A 23767-nucleotide genomic window follows, 5' to 3' on the forward strand; every position below is an offset into this window, starting at 1 on the left:
CCGCCCTCCCACCCGTGCAAGGGGTGGAATGGTCCGGCTCCTGGGGGCTGCGCCCCCAGACCCCCTTGCGGGGACTTCGTCCCCTGCACCCCTTTCGGGGCTTCGCCCCGGGCCCCGTTCGCGCCTGAAGGGCGCTCGTCCTCAAACTCCCCCGAGGCCTTAAGGGCCAGGGGGACCCCCATGACGGGCTGGAGGCGGGCTGGCGTCCGTGGCCGCCGGACAGGCTGGAGATGCTGGCGCCGGCCAGCACCAACCCTGCCAGGGGCGCGGGGCTGTGACATGTGCGGCTCCGCCGCGCGGGCGCGACCAGCCACGGACAGGCCGCGGCCGAACGGCCATCCACCACCGGCCGGAGCCGCATTCCACCCCACCCCCGGAGGGTTTAGGGGAGGGGCGGGGAGGGGCCTCCCGGGGTCTGGGGCGGAGCCCCAGCGCACTCCGCCGAACCTGCACTCCGCTCCGCCGCAGCGTCCGGCACCCGGCTTGGGGGGGGCTGATCACGCCGCCAAGAACGACACGTCCAGGGACGCCATCCGATTCGGGTCCGCCAGAATGTTCAGCTCCGTGATCCGGCCGTCCGCGCCCAGCGTGAAGGACAGGAGCGAGAACGCCCGGCCGTCCTTCGCCGCCACGATCCCCGGCATCCCGTTGATGAGCACCGCATGGTTGAACGCCGCGAACTTGCGGAAGGTGTAGGCCTGTTCGGCCACCACCCGCGCCCCGCGCACCAGCTTCGTCGCCGGCAGCGAACCCGCGTCCGCCCTCAGCACCACGTCCGGGTCCAGCAGGGCGAGCAGCGCTTCGAAGTCTCCTCCTCGGGCCGCCGAGATGAACGCGTCCACCACCTCGCGCTGGCGGGCGCGGTCCGTCGACGGCGACGGCGCCTGGCCCTGCACCCGCCTGCGCGCCCGGCTCGCCAGCTGACGCGTCGCCGCCGGGGTCTTGTCCACGATCGGCGCGATGTCCTCGAACGGCACCGCGAACATGTCGTGGAGGACGAAGGAGAGGCGTTCGGCGGGGGTCAGGGTTTCCAGCACCACCATCAGGGCGAGCCCCACCGAGTCCGCGAGCAGCACCTCCTGCTCCGGGTCCACCACGTCCATCGAGCCGACGATCGGATCCGGCACGTGGACGTACTCGTACTCCTCGACATCCAGCGCCGCCTCCCGCCGCGTGCTCCGCGACCGCAGCATGTTGAGGCAGATCCGGCCCACGATCGTGGTCAGCCAGCCACCCAGGTTGTCGACCGCGGCGCTGTCCGCCCGGCTGGCCCGCAGCCAGCCCTCCTGGACGGCGTCCTCGGCCTCGCTGAGCGAACCGAGCATCCGGTACGCCACCGCGCGCAGGTGCCCGCGGTGCTCCTCGAAGCGCTGCGCGAGGTATTCGTCGTCGCCCATCTCTGGCATGTCCCGTCATTCCTCCGTCGCGTGGTGGCACTGCTCTGACATGGGGAAGGGCGCCGATGTGACATCGGGTGGAGAGGATGGCTCATACCCGTAGGGGACGGGGTCGGACCAGAGGACTACGCGGGGGGTGAGGAGGCTCAGCCCCGGGAGCGATGTGCCTGGGTTGTCCGGAATCCATCATGGATACATGAGTGCAGCGACCTTCTCCCCAGTCCCCTCCGCCCGCCCCGGCGCCCTCAAGGGCGCCACCGCCTCGGGCGCCGCCCCTCACCGTACCCACATGATCGGCAACGCCGTGCGTGCCGCCAAGGTCCTTGCCGGCGCCGCGTTCAGCGTCGTCGTCATGGGGGAGTACGCGGAAGAGGCGGGCGTCCACCGCCGCCACCACTGAAAGCAGCCACCACTGACAAGCAGCCACCACTGACAAGCAGCCACCACTGACAACCCCGACAGGTATGGCCTCCCCGTGCCGATTGTGCTGATCATCCGCCGGGGCTGTGTGGCCAACTCTCAGTTGTCCGCCAGTAGTTCGTCCGCGTCCATGATCCGGTAGGCGTAGCCCTGTTCGGCCAGGAAGCGCTGGCGGTGGGCCGCGAAATCCTGGTCGATGGTGTCGCGTGCGACCACCGAATAGAAGTGGGCCTGATGGCCGTCCGCCTTCGGGCGCAGGACCCGGCCCAGGCGCTGAGCCTCCTCCTGGCGGGAGCCGAACGTGCCCGACACCTGGATGGCGACCGTCGCCTCCGGCAGGTCGATCGAGAAGTTCGCCACCTTCGACACCACGAGCACGCTGATCTCGCCCTCACGGAACGCGCCGAACAGCTTCTCGCGCTGGGCGTTGGTCGTCTCGCCCTTGATGACGGGCGCGTTCAAGTGCTCGCCCAGCTCGTCGAGTTGGTCGATGTACTGGCCGATGACGAGGATCTGCTGACCCGCGAACCTCCGTACCAGCGCCTCCGTGACCTTCCGCTTCGTCGCGGTCGTCGCGCAGAAGCGGTACTTCTCCTCCGTCTCGGCGGTCGCGTACGCGAGGCGCTCGCTGTCCGTGAGATTGACCCGGACCTCGACGCAGTCGGCGGGCGCGATGTAGCCCTGCGCCTCGATCTCCTTCCACGGCGCGTCGAACCGCTTCGGCCCGATGAGGGAGAACACGTCCGACTCGCGGCCGTCCTCGCGGACCAGCGTCGCGGTCAGGCCGAGGCGGCGGCGGGCCTGGAGGTCGGCGGTGAACTTGAAGACCGGCGCGGGCAGCAGGTGCACCTCGTCGTAGACGATCAGGCCCCAGTCCCGCGAGTCGAACAGCTCCAGGTGCGGGTAGACGCCCTTACGGCGGGTGGTGAGGACCTGGTACGTCGCGATCGTGACCGGGCGGATCTCCTTCCGCGTCCCGCTGTACTCGCCGATCTCGTCCTCGGTCAGGCTGGTGCGCTTCACCAGCTCGTGCTTCCACTGGCGGGCCGAGACGGTGTTGGTGACCAGGATCAGCGTCGTCGCCTTCGCCTCGGCCATCGCACCGGCCCCGACCAGCGTCTTTCCGGCGCCACAGGGCAGCACGACCACACCACTGCCGCCGTGCCAGAACCCTTCGACGGCCTGCTTCTGGTACGGGCGCAGAGCCCAGCCGTCCTCGGCGAGCTCGATGGGGTGGGCCTCGCCGTCGACGTACCCGGCGAGGTCCTCGGCCGGCCAGCCCAGCTTCAGCAGGGTCTGCTTGATCTGGCCGCGCTCGGAGGGGTGCACGGCGACCGTGTCCGCGTCGATGCGGGCGCCGACCAGCGGGGTGACCTTCTTCGACCGCAGGATCTCTTCGAGGACCGGCCGGTCGGTCGAGGTGAGGACGAGACCGTGGACGGGGTGCTTGCTCAGGGTGAGGCGGCCGTAGCGGGCCATCGTCTCGGCGATGTCGACGAGCAGGGCGTGCGGGACGGGGTAGCGCGAGTACTCGACGAGCGCGTCCACGACCTGCTCCGCGTCGTGCCCGGCGGCCCGCGCGTTCCACAGGCCCAGCGGCGTCACGCGGTACGTGTGGATGTGCTCGGGGGCCCGCTCCAGCTCCGCGAAGGGCGCGATGGCGCGACGGCAGGCGTCGGCCTGCTCGTGGTCGACCTCCAGGAGCAGGGTCTTGTCGCTCTGGACGATGAGTGGTCCGGTCACCTGGGGAATGTCCCTTCCGACGGATGACCCGCCGGGCAGGGCGGGCAAACTTCCAGTCTGCCGTATCGGCGGCCCGGGTGGGGCGTGCACGGTCTGTGCGTATGCGGGGGCACGCGGCGTCGGCCGTGAGTACGGGGCCCTCGGATGAGTACGGGATGCGTACCGGATGAGTATGCGGACGGTGCCCGTGGGGCGGGGGCGGCCGGTGGGATGGGGGCATGACGACGCAGTGGAACCCTTACGCGTACCAGCAGACCTCGGCTCCCGCCGGACGCCGGCTGCCGCTCAACGGGCCGGACGCCCGGTGGTGGGTGGCGCCTTCCGTGTGCACGCTGGCGCTGGTCCTCTCCGCCTGGTTCGACCTCTCGGTGCTGTCCGGGTTCGGATCACCCTCGGAGATGATCGTGCTGTGCTACGCACTGCCCGTCGTGCTGGTCGCCGTGAGCTGGCTGCTGCCGCACCGGCGGAGCCTGCGGGGAGCGCGGATCGGCCTGGGGGCGTCGGGAGTGGGTATGGCCCTCATGATCTCGAAGGTCCTGGCCATGGGCGTCATGATCCTGATCATGTGCCTCTTCCTGCTCTTCGGCGGGAGTTACGAGGGGTAGGCGCAAGACGTGCAGGCCCGAGGATAGGCGGCTGATCCCGGCAGGTCTAAGGTCTGGAACCCAGGACCAGAACGATGGGGGCGCCAGGCCGTGGATCAGGACGAAGCCGTGATCGGCTGCCCCGGAGTGCTGCTCGTCGCCACCCGTGGAACCGCCGGACCCGGCGAGGTCGTGGTGAGCGTACGAGGCGGTACCGAGGCCTTCCTCGCCTGGTCGGAGGAACCCCTGCCGAAGGGGGCGACCGTGCTCGTGATCGGATCCCGTGGCACCCGCCAGGTGGACGTCATCGAGTGGGCCGATCCGTTGGATGCGTTGGGCGGCTTCTCCGCCGACGCCGGCTGAGACGTCGTTCCGCCGGCTGAGACGTCGTTTCTGACCGGCCAAGACGTCACTTCTAAGGAGACAAAGGATGTTCGGTTACCGGGTGCCCGCCCCCGACGAGGCGATGCTGATCTCGGGTGGCAGGCGCGGCCTCGGGGGCGCCCCGTTCCGCGTAGTGACCGGCCACGGCAAGTTCGTCCTGCCGATTTTCCGCAAGACCCGCTTCCTCACGCTTTCGATGTGCGAGGCCGAGGTCACCGAGACCTGTGTGACCAAGCAGGGCATCGCGCTGCACGTCCGCGCGGTGATCGCGTTCAAGGTCGGCAACGACACCGAGTCGATCGTGAACGCGGGCCAGCGCTTCCTGTCCGACCAGGACCAGATGTCGGTCCTGACCGGCCGGATCTTCGCCGGTCACCTGCGGTCCATCATCGGCTCGATGACCGTCGAGGAGATCGTCACCGAGCGGCAGAAGCTCGCCGCGGAGGTCCTGGAGACCTCGAAGACCGAGATGGCGAAGATCGGTCTGATCGTGGACTCGCTGCAGATCCAGTCCATCGACGACGGCGACGTCGGCTACATCGACGCGATGTCCGCGCCGCACAAGGCCGCCATCCAGCGGGCCGCCCAGGTCGCCCAGGCGCAGGCAACCCAGGCCTCCGTCGAGGCCGAGCAGGTCGCGGCGCGCAACCAGGCGGAGTACGCGCGGCAGACCGCGGTCGTGAAGGCCGAGTACTCGGCGGAGATCGACCGCGCGCAGGCGCAGGCCGCCCAGGCCGGCCCGCTCGCCCAGGCCCACGCCCAGCAGGAGGTCCTCGCCGCGCAGACCGAACTGGCCCAGCGCGCCGCCGAGCTCCGCCAGCAGCAACTGGTCGCCGAGATCGTCAAGCCCGCGCAGGCCGAGGCCGAGCGCATCAAGGTGCTCGCGATCGCCGAGGCCGAGCGCATGAAGATCCAGGCGGAGGCCGCGGCGTCGTACGACCGCGTCGCGCTCGACCGGATGCTGATCGACCAGCTGCCGCAGATCGTGAAGGAGGCGGCGGGGGGTCTCGCGGGCGCGAATGTGAACGTGCTGAACGGGGCGGACGGGCTCGGCGAGATCGCGGCGGGTCTGGTGGGCCAGGGGCTGACGATCCTGGACTCGGTCCGGCAGAACCTGAGCGGGTCCGGCGACCCGCGCCCGGACTCCAAGACCGGGGCCCAGCTGTCCCTGCCGGGCCTGCTGTCCGGCAAGGCCGAGCCGTCCCGCCCGGAGGGCAAGGGGGACGGGCCGGTCGACATCGACTAGGCCCTTGCCCCTGGGGGCTGCCGCCGGTTGCGGTTCGGGTGCGGGGCGTTCGCGCTGGGCGCGCGGTTTTCCCCACCCCGCCCCTTCCCGAAACCCGCCGGGGGACGACGATTCGGCTGCGGACCGTGCGTGGTTGCTCGCGCAGTTCCCCGCGCCCCTGGCAGTACGGTGCTGGTCCGCACCGAGGCATTTCAGCCTGTCCGGCGTTTGAGGACGAGCGCCCTTCAGGCGCGATAGGGGGTCTGGGGCGGAGCCCCAGGGCAGGGGGGCTACGCCGGGTCGTCGGCCAGTTCCGCCACGCCTGTGATGCGGTGCAGCGGATAGGTGCGGACCTCGTCCGCCGTGTGGTCGTATGCGGTTACGAAGCCGCCTTCCACGCGCACGGGTGCGATGACGCGCTGGCTCGCCGTCCCCTCCGCGTTCACGTACCCGATCCACAGCGCCGAGCCAGTCATGGCTGCCGCCTGCACCGTCGCCAGGGTCTCCGCCGGGGACGTGCGCGGCAGGGAGCCGTCCGTCCGCTCCGCCGCCTCCGGCGACTTGCGTACGACCGTCGCCGCCGTGTCGCCCGCCCGGATCGCCCGTACCGCCGCGTCGAGCAGCGTCTCGTCCGGCAGGGGCGGGCCGTCCGGGACCGGTACGGGCGCCGCGCGGCGCGGGGTTCGGCGGGAGTCGGCGCGGGTGATCAGGACGTCGCCCTCGGCGGACTCGGCGGCCGGCGCGTACCCCATCGACCGCAGCCCGTCGAGCAGCGCGGCCGGCTCGGCCGTGGTGGCCAGGACGGTGGGGGCGAGCCGGCGCAGGCGCAGCGGCTGGCTGCGTTTGTCGGCGAGGATCTCGCCCAGCATCGCCTCGTCGTCGCAGCGTACGTACGCCGAAGCGGCGCCCACCCTGAGGTGGCCGTGCCTGCGGGCCACGTCGTCGATGAGGTAGCTGAGCGGCTGCGGAACCGGCGTACGGCTGTGCTCGGTCAGGAAAGCCTGCAGGTCGGAGGCGGTCTGGCCGGCGTCGAGGGCGCGGCGCACCGAGCCCGCGGTGAAGCGGTAGACGGTGGCGCCGCCCTTGGACTCGATGTCGGCGAGCACGCCGAGCATCGCCGCGAGCGGGCGCCTGAGCGGGCCGGGCGCGACCGCCGTCAGGTCCGCCTGGAGCAGGACGTGGTCGACGGGCTCGGGCAGGTGCGGGGCCAGCGCCTTCGCGGCGAGCAGGCCGAGCGCCTCGCGTTCCACGGCGCCGGAGGCCGGGGCGAGGAGGGCGCGGCCGTGGGTGGTCAGCGCGCCCCGGCCGGTCACACCCAGCAACTCGGCCTCGGACAGCGTCCATTGGGCAAGCCGCGAGCGCAGGTCGTCGGGGCCGCTGCGGGCCGGGCGCTCCCAACGGAGCCGGGCGAGCAGCGACTCGGGGTCCGGAGAGGTGGCGTCGGGCAGGGTGGTGAGCAGGGTCAGGACACGGTGGCGGACCTCGGGCGCGGGGGAGCGGTCGAGGTCCGGGCCGAGCGCGGCGAGGGTGCGGCCCTTGGCGTCCTGCTCGCCGACGAGCCCGGCGGTACGGGTCGCGGTCAGCCAGGCCACCGCGAGCCGGGCCCACCGCTCGGCGGGCGGCAGCTCCAGCCAGTCGTCGTACTCGGGGGTCGGCGCATAGCGCTCGTCCGCCTCGCCGTCGGACGCCAACAGGCCTGCGGCGTAAGCGAGTTCGAGCCAGAACGCGGCGATCGGCTCGGTGGTGTCGAGGGCGATCGCGGCCCGCTTCAGGTCGCGTACGGACAGGCCGCCCGCGCGCAGCACGGCGGGGCCGCCCTCGTTCCACTCGGCGAGCAGGTCCTCCACGGTGGTCAGCGCGGTGAACGCCTGGCCCGCGGCGGTGGCGTCCACAACCTGTGGACGGTACTCGCGCAGCGGCGCGACGGCGGGCGGCACCGGCTCCGTGGTGCGGTGCGCGCGCCCGGCGCGCAGATGCAGGGCGACCTCGCGCGGCAGCACCAGGGTGCGCGCGGACGCCGGGAGCAGCAGGCCGTGGTCGCGCAGCCAGCGCACCGGGGGCGGCGGATCGGCGGAGACCTCGCCGTACGGCGGGCCCCACACCAGCCGGTCGAGGACGGTGAGCGCGTCGGACGGCGCGGAGTCGAGCAGCTCCGCCATCCGCGCCCGGTCGGTGAACAGCGAGGTCAGCGCCGCGACCGCGGACACCGGGTCGTGGGTGGCCGGGAGCCCGGCGCTCTGGAGGATCTCCTGGACGCGGCCCGGCGACATCCCCGCGGTGGCCTCGGCGACGGTCGGGCCGAGGCCGGTGGGGGAGGGGTGCGTGGGGGAGGGCGCGAGCAGTTCGCGGACGGTGCGCACCAGGCGCAGCCGGTCGTCGCCGCCCCAGACCAGGGCCTGCTCGCGCAGCGTGGCGAGGGCGCCGGGCAGCGCGTCCTCGACCGCCGGATCGCCGTCGTCCCCGGCGAGCAGACTGCGTACGGCGTCGTACGGGGCCGGGTCCGGCGCCACGGCGAGGACCTGCGCGGTCTGCAGGGCGAACCTGTCCAGCCGCTCAAGGGCCCGTACGACGGAGGCGCGGGTGCCGGCGCGGGTGGCCAGCTGCGTGAGGTCGCCCGGTACCGGGTTGAGCAGGTCGGGGCGGGTCCGCAGCAGCGCGGCGAGGGACTCGTCGGGGCGGGCACGCAGGGCCTCGGCGAGGGTGCGGGGTGCCGAGGCGGCGGTGCGGGGCGCCGTGGCAGCCCGGTTCGTCGCGCCGGTCGTTCCTTCGGCCACGTGCGCCTCCTGATTGCGCTCGCCGGTCCCCATCCGCCCCACGGTAGCCCGTGCGCGCTACCGTCAGGACCCAGAGACGGTGTCCGAAACGCGACCGGACCGGCGGACGCGGCTCTCAGGGCGGCCGGGGTCCCCCTGCTCCTTGAGGGTTTGGATGGGGGTCCCTGCTCGTGGAGTGCTCTTCGAATGCTCTTCGAGAGTTCGGGTAGGGCGGGGCCCGTGGAGGGGAAACGCGCGTGGGGATCGAGAGCGACCAGCTGGTCTACGACTACCTGAGCCGGGTCGGCGACCTGGCCCAGCAGCGGCAACTGCCCTCCGGGGACCGGATGCGCCTGGTGTCGTCGCTGCGCAACGAGATCGACAAGCAGCGGGCGAAGTACGGGAGCGAGACTCCGGCGACGGTACGGCGTGTCCTCGGGCGGTTCGGTACGCCGGAGGAGGTGGTGGAGCGGGCTGCGGGCGGGTCCGGGGCGGGGCCGGGCGCGGCTTCGGGCTCGGGCTCTCGTTCTGGTTCCGGGGGGTCGTACGTTCCGGAACCCGCGCCGGATGTGGCCGTGCCGGTTCAGCGGGACCGGCTGTTCCCGGGGCGGGGCAAACGCGTCCCGCGTCCGCGCGAGGTGGAGGAGACGCCCCCCACGCTGCCGACGCCGCCGCATCTGGCGGGCATGGACGAACTGGGCACGCAGGGCGTCGAGCCGGACTGGTGGCGGGTCGAGCCGGGCCCGCTGGGGGGCGACGCGGTGCCGGGGTTCGTGGGCGGCGTGGAGATCCCGGACCTGCTGAAGCCGCCGGGGGAGGGTGAGGAGGAGCGGGCCGAGCGGGTCGGGTCGGCCGGGTCGGTCACGGGGGCGGATGCGGATGAGGATGTCGAAGCCGATGACGTCGTCGAGGAGACGCCCGTACGGCGGCGCCTGCGCCCGCGCCTTCGCCGTTCGGCCGAGGTACGTTCGGGCCTGACGAATCCCCTCCTCCTCATCGCGGCGGCGCTGCTGGTGGCGGGCGCGCTGTTCGGCCTGTGGCTGGCACTGGGGGCGGGCTGGCTCCTCGCGTACGCGTCCCGAAGGCTGAGCCGGGCGGAGTCGAAGTGGGCGGTCCTGGGCATGCCGGGCCTGACCCTGCTCGGCGGCCTGATCTGGCTCTGGGGCCGCCAGGACGGCCGCTGGGGCGATCCGATCGCCCAGGGCGAGATGGGTGCGGCCCTGACGGGGATGTGGCCGTGGCTGATCAGGGTGGCGGCGGTGTCGTCAGCGGCGTTCTTGGTGTGGCGGTCCCAACGGGGCGGGAGGTAGGGGGCGCGTTTTCCCACCCTCCCGCCCGTTCGGCGGGGCTGGACGGCTCGGCCCCCCTGGGGCGCCGGCGCGGCCCCCTACCTCGGCAGCATCCCGCCCAGCTCCCGCAGGACCGCCTCCGCCGCCCCGTACCCGATGCCCTGGATCCACAGCTGGTCGTCCACCGCGTGGACCCGGCCCGCGCGGACAGCGGGCAGGCCCTTCCACAGCGCGCTGCCCAGCGTCCGCGTCGCCTTCGACTTCGCCGGGTCGCCGTACGTCGCGTGGAAGATGACGTCCGCGTCCGCGAGGTCGATCCGCTCGGGGCTCACGTCGTACGAGAAGCCGTCCTTCGCCCGGTCGACGACGGCAGGGCGCCCGAGGCCGACGTCGGCCAGCACGGTCGCGATGTAGTTCTTGCGGCCGTAGATCCGGATGTCCGCGCCCTCGACGAAGCGGACGACGTTCACCTTGAGTGCCGCCGCCTTGGCCGGCCCGCCGAGCCGGGCCGTCAACTCCCGTACGTGCGCCCCGTATTGATCGATGATCCGCTTCGACTCGGCCACCTTGCCCAGCGCCTGCGCATGCAGCTGGAAGTTCTGCTTCCAGGGGTAGCCCGTGGACTCCGTCATCACCGTCGGCGCGATCTTCGACAGCTCGGCGTACTTGTCGCCGTGCCGCACCTTGCTGGTCAGGATCAGGTCGGGCCTGAGCGCCGCGATGGACTCCAGGCCGGGGTTCATCATCGCGCCGACGTCCTTGATCCCGGCCAGCTTGTCCTTGGGGAGGTAGTCGAGGAACCCGGAGGCCACGTCGGCGTGCGTCGCGCCCACCGGCTTCACGCCCAGCGTGATCGCCGAGTCGAGTTCCGCCGTGTCCAGGACGACGACCCGCTGGGGGTGGTCCTTGACCCGCACGTCCCCCATCGCGGTCTTGATGACGTGTGAACTGCCTTCTGTGGAAGGTGAGTTGGACCTGCCGGAAGACGAGCATGCGGTCACCGTCAGCGCCATTGTCAGCGCACTCGTCAACGCCAGCGCGCCCGCCAGTGCGGCGCGGCGGGGGATCGTCATCGAGGGATCCTCTCCGAGGGGGGTGAGCAGTCCGAAGGGGGCGAGTAGGGGGCGCCGGGCACCACCAGGGGCGAGCCCGTCACCGGGTCCGGGACCACCACCGAGTCCAGGCCGAACACCTCGCGTACGAGATCCGCCGTCACCACGTCCTCGGGGCGGCCCTCGGCGACGATCCGCCCCGCCTTCATCGCCACGAGGTGGTCGGCGTACCGCGCGGCCTGGTTGAGATCGTGCAGCACCATCACCACCGTACGGCCCCGCTCGTGGTTCAACTGCCGTACCAGGTCCATGACTTCGACCTGGTGGGAGATGTCGAGATACGTGGTCGGCTCGTCGAGGAGGAGAACGTCCGTCTCCTGCGCGAGTGCCATCGCGATCCACACGCGCTGGCGCTGGCCGCCGGAGAGTTCGTCGACCGGGCGGTCGGCAAGCCCCGCCACATCCGTGCGGTCCATCGCGTCCGTGACCGCCCGCTCGTCGGCGTCGGACCATTGCTGCCACCAGTGCTGGTGCGGCTGGCGCCCGCGCGAGACCAGGTCGGCCACGGTGATGGCCTCGGGCGCGACGGGCGACTGCGGGAGCAGCCCGATCGACTGGGCGATCTTCTTGGTGGGGATGCGCGCCAGCTCCGTACCGTCGAGCAGGACCGCGCCACCGCGCGGCTTCAGCAGCCGTCCGAGCGCCCGCAGCGTGGTGGACTTGCCGCACGCGTTGGGGCCGACGATGACACTCACCCGCCCGTCCGGCACGGCGAGGTCGAGCCCGTGCACGACGGTGCGGTCCTCGTAGGCGAGGGTCAGCTCGCGGGCCGTCAGCCGGCTGGTCATCTACTTGCCTCCAGTCGTACGGCTGCGCACGATCAGCCAGATCAGGTACGGGGCGCCGATCACCGCGGTGAGCACGCCCACCGGAAGCTCGGTCGGCGAGAACAGCTTCCGGGCGAGCAGGTCGGCCAGGACCACGATGACCGCACCCGTCAACGCCGAGCAGAACAAGGGTATTTGGGCCGTCCGCGTCATCCGGCGGGCGATCTGGGGGGCGAGCAGCGCGACGAAGTCGACGGGTCCCGCAGCCCCCGTCGCCACCGAGGCGAGGACCACGCCGGTCACCACCAGGCCCAGCCGCACCCGGCCGAGCCGTACGCCGAGCGCGGTCGCGGTGTCGTCGTCGAGGGAGACCGTGCGCTGCGCGCGGGCCGCCCACAGCACGGCGGGCACGAGCAGGAGCAGCACCCATCCGAGCGGCGCCGCCTCCTCCCAGCCGCGCCCGTTGAGCGAGCCCGTCATCCAGATCTGCGCCTGCTGGGCGACCAGGTAGTCGCCCTTGGTCATGAACAGCGTGGTGATCGAGCGAAGGGCGATCGCGAAGCCGATGCCGATCAGCACGAAGCGCGTCGCGTGCAGCCCGCCGCGCCAGGCGAAGACGTACACGAGGGCCGCCGCCAGGACGCCGCCGACGACGGACAGGTAGGGCAGCACGGTGTACGAGGTGACCCCGAACGTCATCGCGCCGACCGTCAGCGCCGACGCGCCCTGGCTGATGCCGATGATGTCGGGGCTGGCCAGCGGGTTGCGTGCGACGGTCTGGATGAGCCCGCCCGCGATGCCGAACGCGGCGCCCACCATCAGCCCGACCACCATGCGCGGCAGCCGCAGCGTGCCGACGACGAGTTCGGCGTACGAGTCCTGGCCGGTCAGCACCTTGAGTACGTCGCCGGGCGCCACGAAGCTCTCGCCCACGCAGAGGTAGGCGACGCAGAGCGCGGCGAGGAGCAGGAGGAGGGACGCGCCCACCGCCGTCGCCCTGCGGTGCAGGAGGAAGGCCGCGCGTCCCGCCCGTACGACGGTGTAGCCGGCGGGGCGCACCGGGGCCGCTGTCGCGGATACGGAACTCATGCCGGGCCCGCCTTCCCGAAGAACCACCACAGGCCGCTCATGCCGGCACCGCCTTCCTGCGGACCAGCGTCACCAGGAACGGCACGCCGATCAGGGCGGTCATCACGCCCGCCGGGATCTCGCCCGGCGGGAAGACGATCCGGCCGATCGTGTCGGCGACCAGGAGCATCACCGGGCCCACGAGCGCCGCCATCGGCAGCACCCAGCGGTGGTCGCCGCCCACGATCGCACGGGCGATGTGCGGGATCGCGAGACCGATGAAGGCGATCGGCCCGGCCGCCGCCACTCCGACGCCGGTCAGCACGGTCGCGCCGATGCCGCCCAGGACGCGTACCGTCGCAACGTTCTGGCCGAGGCCCTTCGCCACGTCCTCGCCGAGCGCCAGCGCGTCCAGGCCTCGCGCCACCCAGGCCACGAGCACGACGCCGACCAGCAGGAACGGCCAGATCTGGTGGGCGACTTGGGCGTCCCGGCCGGCCAGCGAGCCGACCTGCCAGAAGCGGAACTCGTCGAGCGCGGCGGCCTTCGTGGTGAGCACGCCCATCGTCACGGACACCAGCAGCGCGTTGATCGCGGCGCCGCTCAGCGCGAGCTTCACCGGCGTCGCCCCGCCGCGCCCGCTGGAGGCGATCGCGTACACGACGACGGAGGCGACGGCCGCGCCCGCGAACGCGAACCACACATACCCCGTCAGCGTGTGCACGCCGAGGAACGCGATCGCCAGGACCACCCCGACCGAGGCGCCCTGGCTGATGCCGAGGATGCCGGGGTCGGCGATGGGGTTGCGGGTGATGCCCTGGAGGACCGTGCCCGCGACCGCGAGCGCGGCGCCGACCATCAGGCCGATCAGGGTGCGCGGCACCCGCAGTTCGCGGACGACCTCGGCGTTGGGGGTGTGCGCGCCGCCGAACAGGGCGTCCAGGACCTCCGACGGCGGGATCTGACGCGCGCCCACGGCGAGCGAGAGCAGGACGGCGACGAGGAGGGCTACGACGGCCGCCGCCGTCGCGAGCACGCGTCTGGTCCGGCGGGGTGTGGCGGCTGGCATAGGACCCATCACAGATCGGTATTCGGCGAGGCGGTCGAGGCAAGGCGGTCGGGATTTGGTAAGGCTTGGCTAACTACGGCGCCAGTCTAGGGGGCCGGGCGCGCCGCCCACCTGGGCACAATGGCCCCTATGCCCCTCGACGCGCCCACGGTCGGCTTCGACCTCGACATGACCCTGATCGACTCCCGGCCCGGCATCCACGCCGTCTACCAGGAGCTTTCCGCCACTACCGGGACGTACATCGACGCCGACCAGGCCGTCAGCAGGCTCGGGCCGCCGCTCGACTGGGAGCTGCGGCACTGGTTCCCCGAGGAGCTCATCGCGGAGATGGTCCTCAAATACCGTGAGATCTATCCCACGCGCGCGATCCTGCCGACGCCCGCGCTGCCCGGCGCGGCCGACGCGATACGCGCGGTCCAGGAGCTCGGCGGCCGCGCGGTCGTCGTCACCGCCAAGAACGCGCCGCAGGCCCGGCTGCACCTCGACCACCTCGGCATCACCCCGGACGAGGTCGTCGGCGGGCTGTGGGCCGAGGGCAAGGCGACCGCGCTGCGCGAGCACGGCGCCGCGGTGTACGTCGGCGATCACCTCGGGGACGTGCTCGGCGCGCGGGCCGCGGGCGCCCTGTCCGTCGCGGTGCCGACCGGGCCGATCGGCGCGGACGAACTGCGCGCGGCCGGCGCCGACGTCGTCCTCGACGATCTGACGTCATTTCCGGCCTGGTTGAAGGGTTACGCCGCCGAACGCGCTTGACAGCGCGGCCTCGTACTCGCGTACGGGGCCGGTCGGTTCAGGTGGGCGTCGGCGGGGTCAGGCACGGGCCTGGCGGCGCTGCTCCGCGACGGTGAGCAGCACGCCCGCTCCCGCGATCAGGAAGCCGACGCCCATCAGCATGCAGACGAGATAGGCGACCGACGGGAACGTCGCGGTGTGCAGGAACAGCGGTGCCACTGTGACCAGCGTGGCGAGCGCGCCGACGAAGAACACGACGACGCCGACACGAACCAGCCGATCACCGGTGGTGGGGGCGTCGCGGTCGGCCTTGGCCTGGGTTTCGGTACTCACCCCGCCAGGGTAGTTCCCTGCTCGTAAGGACAGGCCGGGACGTCTTGTCAGCTGCCCCTGGACCATTAGCCTTGGTGTCGGCGGGTCGGAAGGCGACCCGCTGTAGTGCTATCCAGAGCCGTTTTCGGCGCCCCGCACACAACGACGAGTACGAGGACGAGGACAGACGTGCCTACCGGCAAGGTCAAGTGGTTCAACAGCGAGAAGGGCTTCGGCTTTCTCTCCCGGGACGACGGCGGCGACGTCTTCGTCCACTCCTCCGTGCTCCCCGCCGGGGTCGACGCACTCAAGCCCGGACAGCGCGTCGAGTTCGGAGTCGTCGCCGGGCAGCGCGGTGACCAGGCCCTTTCCGTCACGGTCCTCGACCCGGCCCCCTCGGTGGCCGCAGCCCAGCGCCGCAAGCCCGACGAACTGGCCTCCATCGTGCAGGACCTGACGACGCTGCTCGAAAACATCACGCCGATGCTGGAGAAGGGGCGCTACCCCGACAAGGCGGCCGGCAAGAAGATCGCCGGCCTGCTGCGCGCGGTGGCCGACCAGTTGGACGTCTAACTCCGTTAACTCCGTACGAAACGCAGCGCATCGCGGCCGAGGGGCGGTACGAGCCCCTCGGCCGCGGCGCGTGTCAGGAGGCCGCGCACCGCGGCGTAGCCGTCCTCGCCGAGGTCGGCGGTGAACTCGTTGACGTAGAGCCCGATGTGCCGGTCGGCCACCGCCGGGTCCATCTCCTGGGCGTGCTCCAGTACGTAGGGCCTCGACGCCTCGGGGTCGTCCCAGGCGAGCCGCACGGAGGTGCGGGCCGACTCGGCGAGCAGCCGCAGCGTGTCCTCGCCGAGCGAGCGCTTGGCGATGATCGCGCCGAGCGGGATGGGCAGACCGGTCGTCGACTCCCAGTGCTGGCCCATGTCGGCGAGGCAGTGCAGGCCGTAGTTCTGGTACGTGAAGCGGGCCTCGTGGATGACGAGTCCGGCGTCCACCTTGCCGTCGCGCACCGCCGGCATGATCTCGTGGAACGGCATGACGACGACCTCGCCGACCCCGCCCGGCACGACGTCCGCGGCCCACAGCCGGAACAGCAGGTACGCCGTCGACTTCTCGCTCGGCACGGCGATCGTCCTGCCCGTCAGCTCCACGCCGGGCTCCCGGGTGAGGACGAGCGGGCCGCAGCCCCGTCCCAGCGCGCCGCCGCACGGCAGCAGCGCGTACTCCTCAAGCACCCACGGCAGCACCGCGTACGACACCTTGAGCACGTCGAACTCGCCGCGCTCGGCCATGCCGTTGGTGATGTCGATGTCGGCGAACGTCACGTCGAGCGCGGGCGCGCCGGGCACCCGGCCGTGCGCCCACGCGTCGAAGACGAAGGTGTCGTTCGGGCAGGGGGAGTAGGCGATCCGCAGCGCCGGTTCAGTGCTCATGTGACGTCCAACTCTCCAGTACGGGCGGGAGCTTCCCGAATGCGTCGGTGAGGGCGGCGAGCGCGTCGCCGATGCGCCAGGCCGAACGGTCGCGCGGGCCGACGGAGTTGGAGACCGCGCGGATTTCGAGGACCGGCAGGCCGTACTGGTCCGCCGCCTCGGCGACGCCGAAGCCCTCCATCGCCTCGGCGGCGGCGGACGGGTGGCGGGCCAGGAGCTCGGCGGCCCGCTCGGCGGTGCCGGTGGCGGTGCTGACGGTGAGGACGGTGCCGCGCAGGGCGCCGAGTGCCCGGGCGACGTCCTGGCACAGGCCGTGCGGGGAGGCCAGGCGGTCACGGCCGAAGCCGAGTTCGGGCAGCGGCAGGAAGCCTTCGGGGGAGTCGGCGCCGAGATCGGCCGCGACCATGTCCGAGCCGACGACGAGCGAGCCGAGCGGCGCGACGCCGGGGAAGCCGCCGCCGATCCCGGCCGAGATCACCAGGTGGTACGGGGTGCGGGCGAGGGCGAGGGCGGTGCCGGCCGCGGCCGCTGCGGGGCCCACCCCGGCGGGCAGCACGTCAAGGGCGACGTCGTGGCCCTCGGCACGGAAGCGGGCGAGTGGCGGCTGCGCGGGGCCGGGACGTACGGGTACGGGTTCTTCCTCGCCCGGCGACGCGTATCCGGCGCGGACGAGACCGGCGGCGACGGAGTCCGCCTCCGCCGCCACCGCGGTCACCACCAGCACACGCATCAGGCGGGGCCCGGCCGTCAGGAGTTGGTGCGCTTGAGCGTGAAGCTCCAGACCGACTCGGGCTTGTTGTCCTTGTCGACCCGCACGATGCTGATCTTCTTCTCCTTCGGCGCGGCACCCTGCCCGCCGGTCGAGAAGACGTCGGCGCCGGGGAAGCTCCGGTAGGTCTGGGCGGACGCCTCGGTGATCGGGCTGCCGTCCAGGAGCGCGATCCACTTGCCGCCGTCCTCGACGACCTTGGGGTCGACGCCGAGGCGCAGGGTCGCGCCGGGCGCGTATTTGATCGACTTGGTGTCCTTGACGCCGCTGAGGCAGCTGGTGAGCTTGGCCTCGGCGAGCGGCTGGCCGTCCTCGCCGCGGCAGGACGCCTCGGAGCTCACGGAGTTCGTGCCGACCGTCACGGTCGCGAGAGGCGTCGGCTTGTCGCAGGCGGAGAGGACGAGGAGTCCGGCGGAGGCGGCGGCGAGTGCGAGGCCGGCCCGGCGGGTCCTACCGGAAGTGAACGCAACGGTCATGGAGCGAAGGCTATCGGTCGCCCCGAGCCAAGCCGCGCGGGGGTGCGGCGTGCCGTGTCGTACGTCGTCGTACGTCGCTCACGCCACGCGGGGATGCGGCGTGCCGCGCCGGGCCGCGCCGAGCAGGCCCCGTACCGAGACGGCCGCTCCCAGCGCGAGCAGGGCCGCGGCCACCGCCATGCCGAGGATCCCGTTGAGCGGCAGCGCTATGCCGATCGCACCGCCGAGCACCCACGCCACCTGGAGCAGCGTCTCGGATCGGGCGAACGCGGACGTACGGACCTCTTCCGGCACGTCGCGCTGGATCATCGCGTCCAGGGCCAGCTTGGCGAGGGCCTGGGTGAACCCGGCTGTCGCGCCGAGCACGGCCACCATCAGGCCGCTGAAGAACGCCGCCGACAGGACCGCGGCCCCCAGCGCGATCGTCAGCATCGTCACGATGAGCACCTCGGGTCCGCGCGCCCGCAGCAGCGAACCGACCGCCGTGCCCAGCGCGTTGCCGACGCCCGCCGACACGCCGACGATGCCGAGCGAGACGGCCGCGCTCTGCCCGGACAGCGGGTGCTCGCGCAGCAGGAACGCCAGGAAGAAGATCAGGAACCCGGAGAGCGCGCGCAGCGCGGCATTCGCGTACAGGCCGTTCAGGACGGACACGCCGACCGTACGGAGACTGGGCTTGCGGCCGCCGCGTTCGCCGCGGTCGGAGAGCTGGGCCCGGGCCTCGCCCTTCGCCGAGTCGACTTTGTGGGGCAGCGTGAACGCCAGGAACGTACCCGCGACGAAGATGCAGAACGCCCCGTACAGCGGCCACTCGGGGCCGATACGGGAGAGCCCGGCGCCGATCGGGGCGGCGATGCCCGTGGCGAGCAGACCGGCGAGAGTGACCCGCGAGTTCGCCTTCACCAGGGAGAAGCGGGGTGGCAGCAGGCGCGGCACCACGGCGCTCCTGACCACGCCGTACGCCTTCGACGCCACCAGTACGCCCAGGGCCGCCGGGTACAGCTCCAGGCCGCCGGTGGCGACCGCGCCGGACATCGTGAGGGCGAGCAGCGCGCGGGCCAGCATCGCGCCGGCCATCGCGGCGCGGCGGCCGTGCGGCATCCGGTCGAGCAGCGGGCCGATGACGGGCGCCAGGAGAGTGAACGGCGCCATCGTGATCGCCAGGTACAGGGCGACCCGGCCGCGCGCCTGGTCGGTCGGAACGGAGAAGAACACGGTCGAGGCGAGCGCCACCGTGATCATGACGTCGCCGGCGCCGTTCACCGCGTGCAGCTCGATCAGTTTGCCGAGCCCCGACTCACCGGCGCCGTGCGCGTGGGTCGCTTTTCTGATCGAACGGGCCGTCCCCGTGAACGGCAGATGCAGGGCGCGACCGACCGCCCGGCCCGCTTTGCGCAGGCGGCCGGATGCGTCCGAAGACCCTGACGACCTTGCGGTTGCCACCTGGCCATAGTGCCCCAAGCCCGTCCGACCCGAACCAGGATTCGGACGCGCAGGTGGGCCGGGGGCCACGAAGGGGGTAGCGTGACAGGCGCGCCGCCCGCGGCTGCCCAAGGCCGCGCGCCTCTCCGCGATCCCGCAGAATGGATCGCAGAAGGTGCGCCTCCACGCTCATACGGAGCAAGGGGGATCCCCTTGGTCAGTGAACTGGACAGCCGCTGGGCAGTTGATCGCCCGGGCGCGGACGTTGACGCGGCCCCCTGGTCCGCTCCGCCCGCCGCCCGTACGCATTCGGCTCCCCGGCGCACCCGTGAGACGGCGTAGGAGAGAAGCGAGACCTGTGAGTGCTGCGACGACGCGAAGCCGTACCCCTGACCGCCTGTGCGCCGAGGCGGTCGACCTAGCCCGCGAGGCGGCGGAGGAAGCCGCCGCACCCGGGGTGGTCGGCGAGCATGTGGCCCTGGTTTCGGAGGGCGACCGGGTCGTCACGCACTTCTTCGAGTGCAAGGAACCGGGCTACCGGGGCTGGCGCTGGGCGGTGACCGTCGCCCGGGCGTCCCGCGCCAAGCTGGTCACCCTCGACGAGACGGTCCTGCTGCCCGGCCCGGACGCCCTCCAGGCCCCGGAGTGGGTGCCGTGGAGCGAGCGGCTGCGCCCCGGCGACATGGGCCCCGGCGACCTGCTGCCCACCGAGGCCGACGACCTGCGCCTGGAGCCGGGGTATTCCGGCGAGGACGTACCGCCGCCGAACTCCGTGGTCTCCGAGGAGATGGCCGAGCGGGTCGACGCGGAGGACGCCGAGCTGTCCGACCTGGAGACCCCGGCGGCCACCACGCGCGGCTCCATCGCCGCCCTCGCCGAGGAACTCGGCATGCGCAGGGCGCGCGTCCTGTCGCGGTACGGGCTGCACACGGCGGCCGACCGGTGGGAGGAGTCCTTCGGCGGCAAGACCGCGATGGCTCAGGCGGCGCCGGCCTCGTGCGTGTCCTGCGCCTTCCTCGTCCCGATCGCGGGATCCCTCTCCCAGGCGTTCGGGATCTGCGCCAACGAATTCGGTCCCGCGGACGGGCGTGTCGTGGCCCTGGACTACGGCTGCGGCGGCCACTCCGAGGCGGCGGTCATGCCGAAGCCGCCCCGTCCGGCCCCGCCGGTCCTGGACACGGTGGCCCCCGACGTCCTGGCCGTGCGGCCCCCTCGGGAGGGCTCGGTCCCGGACACACCGGACGCGACGGAGGACCTGGGTCACTCGTAACCCGCCCCAACCCGCGGCGCGGCTGGGGGCTCCGCCCCTGCCCCGAGAGGGGTGCGGGGGACGAAGTCCCCGCATGGGGGCGCGGGGAACTGCGCGACCAGCCACGGACGGCCCGCACCCGAACCACCGGCTGTAGCCGATCCCACCCACCCCCGGCGGGTTTCGGGAAGGGGTGGGGTGGGGCCCTCCCGGGGTCTGGGGCACAGCCCCAGCGGACCCCGCCGAGCACGCGACCCCCGTCCCCGCCCCTCCGGACGCACCAGCCCGCACCCGACCCGATTCCCCCGGAGGGTCTGGGGAAGGGGCGGGGTGGGGAGAATTGAAGGCGCACGCCCAACGCGCGGTACCTTCGCCCCGCAGCCCCCGGCACACGCGGGGCAGGAGCAGAGCGGAGTACGGCGTGATCGTCAAGGCGATGGCTCCCGAAGGGGCCGACCCCTTCGGGACGGCGCGGCTGCGGCGCGGGGTCCTGAACGCCTGGGGCGCGGGCCCGGCCAGGTTCCGCGAGGACGCCAACGCCGAGGAGGACCTCGCGCTCGGCGGCTACCGCGACCGCCTCGTCGTGGAGCTCGCCCAGAACGCCGCCGACGCGGCCGCCCGCGCGAACACCACGGGCAGGCTCCGGCTGACCCTGCACCCCGCGGGCCCCGACACCCCCGCCGTGCTGGCCGCCGCGAACACCGGCGCCCCCCTGGACGCCATCGGCGTCGAGTCGCTGTCCACCCTGCGCGCCAGCGCCAAGCGGGCCGACACCGAGATGGCCGTGGGCCGGTTCGGCGTCGGGTTCGCCGCGGTGCTCGCCGTGAGCGACGAACCCGCCGTGGTGGGACGTACCGGCGGCGTGCGCTGGTCGCTCGCCGAAGCCCGCGAACTGGCCGCCGAGGCCGCCCACGCCAGCCCCGGCCTGGGCGACGAGCTGCGCCGCCGCGACGGACACGTACCGCTGCTCAGGCTGCCGCTGCCCGCCGAGGGCGCCGCCCCCGAGGGGTACGACACCGTCGTGGTGCTCCCGCTGCGCGACGGCACCGCGGAGGATCTCGTACGCCGTCTCCTCGACGGCATTGACGACGCCCTGCTCCTCACCCTCCCCGGCCTGACCGAGATCGTCGTCGAAACCCCGGACGCGACAAGGGTGTTGAGGCGCTCCGTGCCCGCCACCGACGACGGCGCCCACGTGCACATCGACGACAGTCGGGACGAGACCACGCACCGCTGGCGTGTCGTCAGCCATCACGGGCCCATCGGCAAGGACCTGCTCGCCGACCGGCCCGTCGAGGAGCGCCTTCGCCCGCACTGGACGGTGACGTGGGCGGTCCCGGTCGACGAGGACGGCGCGCCCGAGCGGCCCCGTACCGCCGCCGTCGTGCACGCGCCGACCCCCACCGACGAGCCGCTCGGGGTTCCCGCGCTGCTCATCGCCTCGTTCCCGCTCGACACGGCGCGCCGTCACCCCGCGCCCGGCCCGCTCACCGACTTCCTGGTGCAGCGCGCGGCGGACGCGTACGCCGAACTCCTCGGCGCCTGGCGGCCGGTGTCGACCGCCACCGTCGACCTGGTGCCGGGTCCGCTCGGCCGGGGCGAGCTGGACGGCGCCCTGCGCGCGGCGGTCCTGGAACGGCTGCCCCGCGTCGCGTTCCTGGCGCCCGCCGCGCCCACCGAGGAGCTGGTGGCGCTGCGCCCGTTCGAGGCGGAGGTCGTCGAGGGCGCGGGCGCGGACACGGTGCGCGTGCTCGCCGAAGTCCTGCCCACCCTGCTTCCCGCGGGTCTCGAACGCCGCCCGGAATTGCGGACGTTGGAGGTCGGCCGGCTGTCGCTCGGCGACGCCATCGAGCGGATCGCCGGGGCGGAGCGCGCCCCCGGATGGTGGCACCGGCTCTACGACACGCTCGCCGGCGTCGACCCCGACCGTCTGTCCGGGCTCCCCGTCCCGCTCGCGGGCGGCCGCACCGTGATCGGCCCCCGGCAGATCCTGCTGCCCCTCTCCGACACCCCGGCCGACCTCGGCCGCCTCGGCCTGAAGGTCGCCCACCCGGACGCCGCCCACCCGCTGCTCGAAAGGCTCGGCGCGCTGCCCGCGACCCCGCGAGCGGTCCTGACGACCCCTCAGGTGCGGGCGGCCGTGGCGGGCTCACTCGACAGCGGCGAGATCTGGGACGAGGACGCCCTCGACGCGGACGAACTCGCCGACACCGTACTGACGTTGGTGCGCGAGGCGAATCTCGCGCCCGGCGACGAACCCTGGCTCGGCGCGCTCGCCCTGCCCGACGAGGACGGCGAACTCGCCCCCGCAGGTGAACTCGTCCTGCCCGGATCGCCCTTCGCCGCCGTCATCCGGGAGGGTGAACTCGCCGAGGTCGACCGCGAGTTGGCCGAGCGCTGGGGCGAGCAGCCGCTCACCGCGTGCGGGGTCCTCGCCACCTTCGCCCTCGTACGGGCCACCGACGTCGTCCTGGACCCGGACGAACTGGAGCCCCGCGACGGCGACTTCGCCGAACCGGACGACGCGGGCCTGCTGGACGCCGTGGACGTGTGGTGCGAAGACGCCCTGGACCGCCTGCCCGACTCCCCGGTGCCCCCCGTCGCCACGGAGATCATCGCCGTCCGGGACCTGGACCTGGTCGACGACGACTGCTGGCCGCAGGCCCTCGCCCTGCTGGCCCGGCCGCCGCTGCGGGACGCGCTGATCCAGCCGGTCCGCGTCCTGCTGCCCGACGGCACGACCGAGTCCGTACGCCCCTACACGGCCTGGTGGCTGCGCGACCACCCCGTACTCGGCGGCCGCCGCCCGGCGGGCCTGCGGGCGGCCGGCTCCGATCCCCTCCTCTCCGGCCTGTACGAGTCCGCGGACGCGACGGGCTTCGACGACGCGCAGGTCCTGCGGGCCCTTGGGGTACGCACGTCGGTGCCGGCCCTGCTGGACGAGCCGGGGGGTGCGGCGGAGCTGCTCGGCCGCCTGGCCGATGAGGCGCGTCCGGTCTCGGGCTCTCAACTCCACGCCCTGTACACGGCGTTGGCGGACCTGGACCCGGAGCACGTCACCCTGCCCGACGAACTGCGGGCGGTGGTGGACGGCGAGGTGCGGGTCGTCGACGCCTCGGACGCGGTGGTGGCGGACGCGCCCGACCTGCTCCCGCTCGCGGGCGGCCTGGCCCTGCTGCCGGTGGCCCCGGCGCGGGCGGCCGAACTCGCGGAGCTGCTCCAAGTGGGGCGGCTGAGCGAGGCGGATTCGGCGGAGGTGACGTCGAAGGGCGTCGAGCACGAGGTGCCGGCGGCGGTACGGGCCCTTCTCGGCCCGGCCACGCCGGAGACCTACGTGGAGCACGAGGAACTCCTGGCGGGCGGCGTGGAACTGGACTGGCGCCGCCCGGCCGACGGGGTGGTCCACGCGGCGACCCTGGAGGGCGTCGCGGCGGGCCTCGCCTGGGCGGCGGGGCAGTGGCCCAGGCGATTCGAGGTGGCGGCGCTCCTTGAGGACCCGTCGAGGACGGCCGAACTGGCCCGGGACCGCTGGTTCGACTAGGCGTGCGGGGTGGCGCGGG

At 73.0% G+C, this 23767-nt stretch carries 21 protein-coding genes; 9 read left to right on the forward strand and 12 right to left on the reverse strand.

Translation table 11 applies throughout. The features are described from left to right. Window positions 1-497: 497 nt before the first annotated feature. Window positions 498-1397, reverse strand: a complete 900-nt coding sequence (locus ACWC2B_RS35740) for a sigma-70 family RNA polymerase sigma factor (protein ID WP_450724200.1) — start codon at window positions 1395-1397, stop codon at window positions 498-500. 196 nt (window positions 1398-1593) lie between these two features. Here ACWC2B_RS35740 and ACWC2B_RS35745 point away from each other — a divergent pair, with 196 nt between their 5' ends. Further along, complete coding sequence (locus ACWC2B_RS35745; protein WP_450724137.1) at window positions 1594-1797, forward strand: hypothetical protein; 204 nt, start codon at window positions 1594-1596, stop codon at window positions 1795-1797. Window positions 1798-1916: 119 nt separating this feature from the next. Here ACWC2B_RS35745 and ACWC2B_RS35750 read toward each other — a convergent pair whose 3' ends face one another. Then, entirely contained in the window at window positions 1917-3560 is a 1644-nt protein-coding gene (locus ACWC2B_RS35750; RefSeq protein WP_450724139.1) for a DNA repair helicase XPB, read from the reverse strand. Window positions 3561-3778: 218 nt separating this feature from the next. On the opposite strand from ACWC2B_RS35750, the gene ACWC2B_RS35755 reads away from it, so the two are divergent. The 3 genes from ACWC2B_RS35755 (at window position 3779) to ACWC2B_RS35765 (ending at window position 5774) form a co-directional block, all read left to right on the forward strand. Continuing rightward, on the forward strand, window positions 3779-4165 hold the full coding sequence (locus tag ACWC2B_RS35755; protein ID WP_450724141.1) for a hypothetical protein: 387 nt from the start codon (window positions 3779-3781) through the stop codon (window positions 4163-4165). A gap of 90 nt (window positions 4166-4255) precedes the next feature. Then, window positions 4256-4507, forward strand: coding sequence for a hypothetical protein (locus tag ACWC2B_RS35760; protein WP_450724143.1), 252 nt, complete (start codon window positions 4256-4258; stop codon window positions 4505-4507). Window positions 4508-4574: 67 nt separating this feature from the next. Next, window positions 4575-5774 carry an SPFH domain-containing protein gene (locus ACWC2B_RS35765; RefSeq protein ID WP_450724145.1) on the forward strand — a complete coding sequence of 400 codons (1200 nt, stop codon included), beginning with the start codon at window positions 4575-4577 and terminating at the stop codon, window positions 5772-5774. 269 nt (window positions 5775-6043) lie between these two features. On the opposite strand, the gene ACWC2B_RS35770 is transcribed toward ACWC2B_RS35765, so the two are convergent. Continuing rightward, window positions 6044-8560: a helicase-associated domain-containing protein gene (locus ACWC2B_RS35770; protein WP_450724147.1), complete on the reverse strand. Its 2517-nt coding sequence runs from the start codon at window positions 8558-8560 to the stop codon at window positions 6044-6046. A 203-nt stretch (window positions 8561-8763) separates the two neighbouring features. Between ACWC2B_RS35770 and ACWC2B_RS35775 the strand changes: the two genes are divergently transcribed. Next, window positions 8764-9816 (forward strand): hypothetical protein, encoded by a 1053-nt coding sequence (locus tag ACWC2B_RS35775; protein ID WP_450724149.1) that lies wholly within the window; start codon window positions 8764-8766, stop codon window positions 9814-9816. A gap of 77 nt (window positions 9817-9893) precedes the next feature. Here ACWC2B_RS35775 and ACWC2B_RS35780 read toward each other — a convergent pair whose 3' ends face one another. The 4 genes from ACWC2B_RS35780 to ACWC2B_RS35795 are packed head-to-tail and all read right to left on the reverse strand — an operon-like array spanning window position 9894 to window position 13811. After that, a complete protein-coding gene (locus tag ACWC2B_RS35780; protein WP_450724151.1) occupies window positions 9894-10868 on the reverse strand; it encodes an ABC transporter substrate-binding protein in 975 nt (324 codons plus the stop codon). After that, the gene (locus ACWC2B_RS35785; RefSeq protein ID WP_450724153.1) at window positions 10865-11695 is read right to left on the reverse strand and encodes an ABC transporter ATP-binding protein; all 831 of its coding nucleotides are present in this window, start codon (window positions 11693-11695) and stop codon (window positions 10865-10867) included. The genes ACWC2B_RS35780 and ACWC2B_RS35785 overlap by 4 nt, the downstream gene beginning before the upstream one ends. Further along, window positions 11696-12763, reverse strand: coding sequence for a FecCD family ABC transporter permease (locus tag ACWC2B_RS35790; RefSeq protein ID WP_450724155.1), 1068 nt, complete (start codon window positions 12761-12763; stop codon window positions 11696-11698). A 37-nt stretch (window positions 12764-12800) separates the two neighbouring features. Further along, a complete protein-coding gene (locus tag ACWC2B_RS35795) occupies window positions 12801-13811 on the reverse strand; it encodes a FecCD family ABC transporter permease (protein ID WP_450724157.1) in 1011 nt (336 codons plus the stop codon). A gap of 120 nt (window positions 13812-13931) precedes the next feature. On the opposite strand from ACWC2B_RS35795, the gene ACWC2B_RS35800 reads away from it, so the two are divergent. After that, on the forward strand, window positions 13932-14564 hold the full coding sequence (locus ACWC2B_RS35800) for an HAD family hydrolase (RefSeq protein WP_450724159.1): 633 nt from the start codon (window positions 13932-13934) through the stop codon (window positions 14562-14564). Between the two features lie 57 nt (window positions 14565-14621). On the opposite strand, the gene ACWC2B_RS35805 is transcribed toward ACWC2B_RS35800, so the two are convergent. After that, entirely contained in the window at window positions 14622-14909 is a 288-nt protein-coding gene (locus ACWC2B_RS35805) for a hypothetical protein (RefSeq protein WP_450724202.1), read from the reverse strand. A gap of 135 nt (window positions 14910-15044) precedes the next feature. Here ACWC2B_RS35805 and ACWC2B_RS35810 point away from each other — a divergent pair, with 135 nt between their 5' ends. Next, window positions 15045-15428: a cold-shock protein gene (locus tag ACWC2B_RS35810; RefSeq protein ID WP_114039113.1), complete on the forward strand. Its 384-nt coding sequence runs from the start codon at window positions 15045-15047 to the stop codon at window positions 15426-15428. A gap of 5 nt (window positions 15429-15433) precedes the next feature. On the opposite strand, the gene ACWC2B_RS35815 is transcribed toward ACWC2B_RS35810, so the two are convergent. From ACWC2B_RS35815 to ACWC2B_RS35830, 4 genes are all read right to left on the reverse strand, one after another. After that, window positions 15434-16291, reverse strand: a complete 858-nt coding sequence (locus tag ACWC2B_RS35815) for a 1,4-dihydroxy-6-naphthoate synthase (protein WP_450724162.1) — start codon at window positions 16289-16291, stop codon at window positions 15434-15436. Continuing rightward, a complete protein-coding gene (locus tag ACWC2B_RS35820) occupies window positions 16281-17021 on the reverse strand; it encodes a futalosine hydrolase (protein WP_450724164.1) in 741 nt (246 codons plus the stop codon). Before ACWC2B_RS35820 ends, ACWC2B_RS35815 begins: the two co-directional genes overlap by 11 nt. Window positions 17022-17038: 17 nt before the next feature. After that, window positions 17039-17536 carry a DUF2771 domain-containing protein gene (locus ACWC2B_RS35825; protein WP_450724166.1) on the reverse strand — a complete coding sequence of 166 codons (498 nt, stop codon included), beginning with the start codon at window positions 17534-17536 and terminating at the stop codon, window positions 17039-17041. 78 nt (window positions 17537-17614) lie between these two features. Continuing rightward, window positions 17615-18979: an MFS transporter gene (locus ACWC2B_RS35830; RefSeq protein ID WP_450724168.1), complete on the reverse strand. Its 1365-nt coding sequence runs from the start codon at window positions 18977-18979 to the stop codon at window positions 17615-17617. A gap of 337 nt (window positions 18980-19316) precedes the next feature. Here ACWC2B_RS35830 and ACWC2B_RS35835 point away from each other — a divergent pair, with 337 nt between their 5' ends. Together ACWC2B_RS35835 and ACWC2B_RS35840 are read left to right on the forward strand one after the other, a co-directional pair. Further along, window positions 19317-20228 carry a DUF3027 domain-containing protein gene (locus ACWC2B_RS35835; protein WP_450724170.1) on the forward strand — a complete coding sequence of 304 codons (912 nt, stop codon included), beginning with the start codon at window positions 19317-19319 and terminating at the stop codon, window positions 20226-20228. Window positions 20229-20643: 415 nt separating this feature from the next. After that, window positions 20644-23748: a sacsin N-terminal ATP-binding-like domain-containing protein gene (locus tag ACWC2B_RS35840; RefSeq protein ID WP_450724204.1), complete on the forward strand. Its 3105-nt coding sequence runs from the start codon at window positions 20644-20646 to the stop codon at window positions 23746-23748. Window positions 23749-23767 lie beyond the last annotated feature (19 nt).

Source organism: Streptomyces sp. NPDC001415, assembly GCF_053597395.1.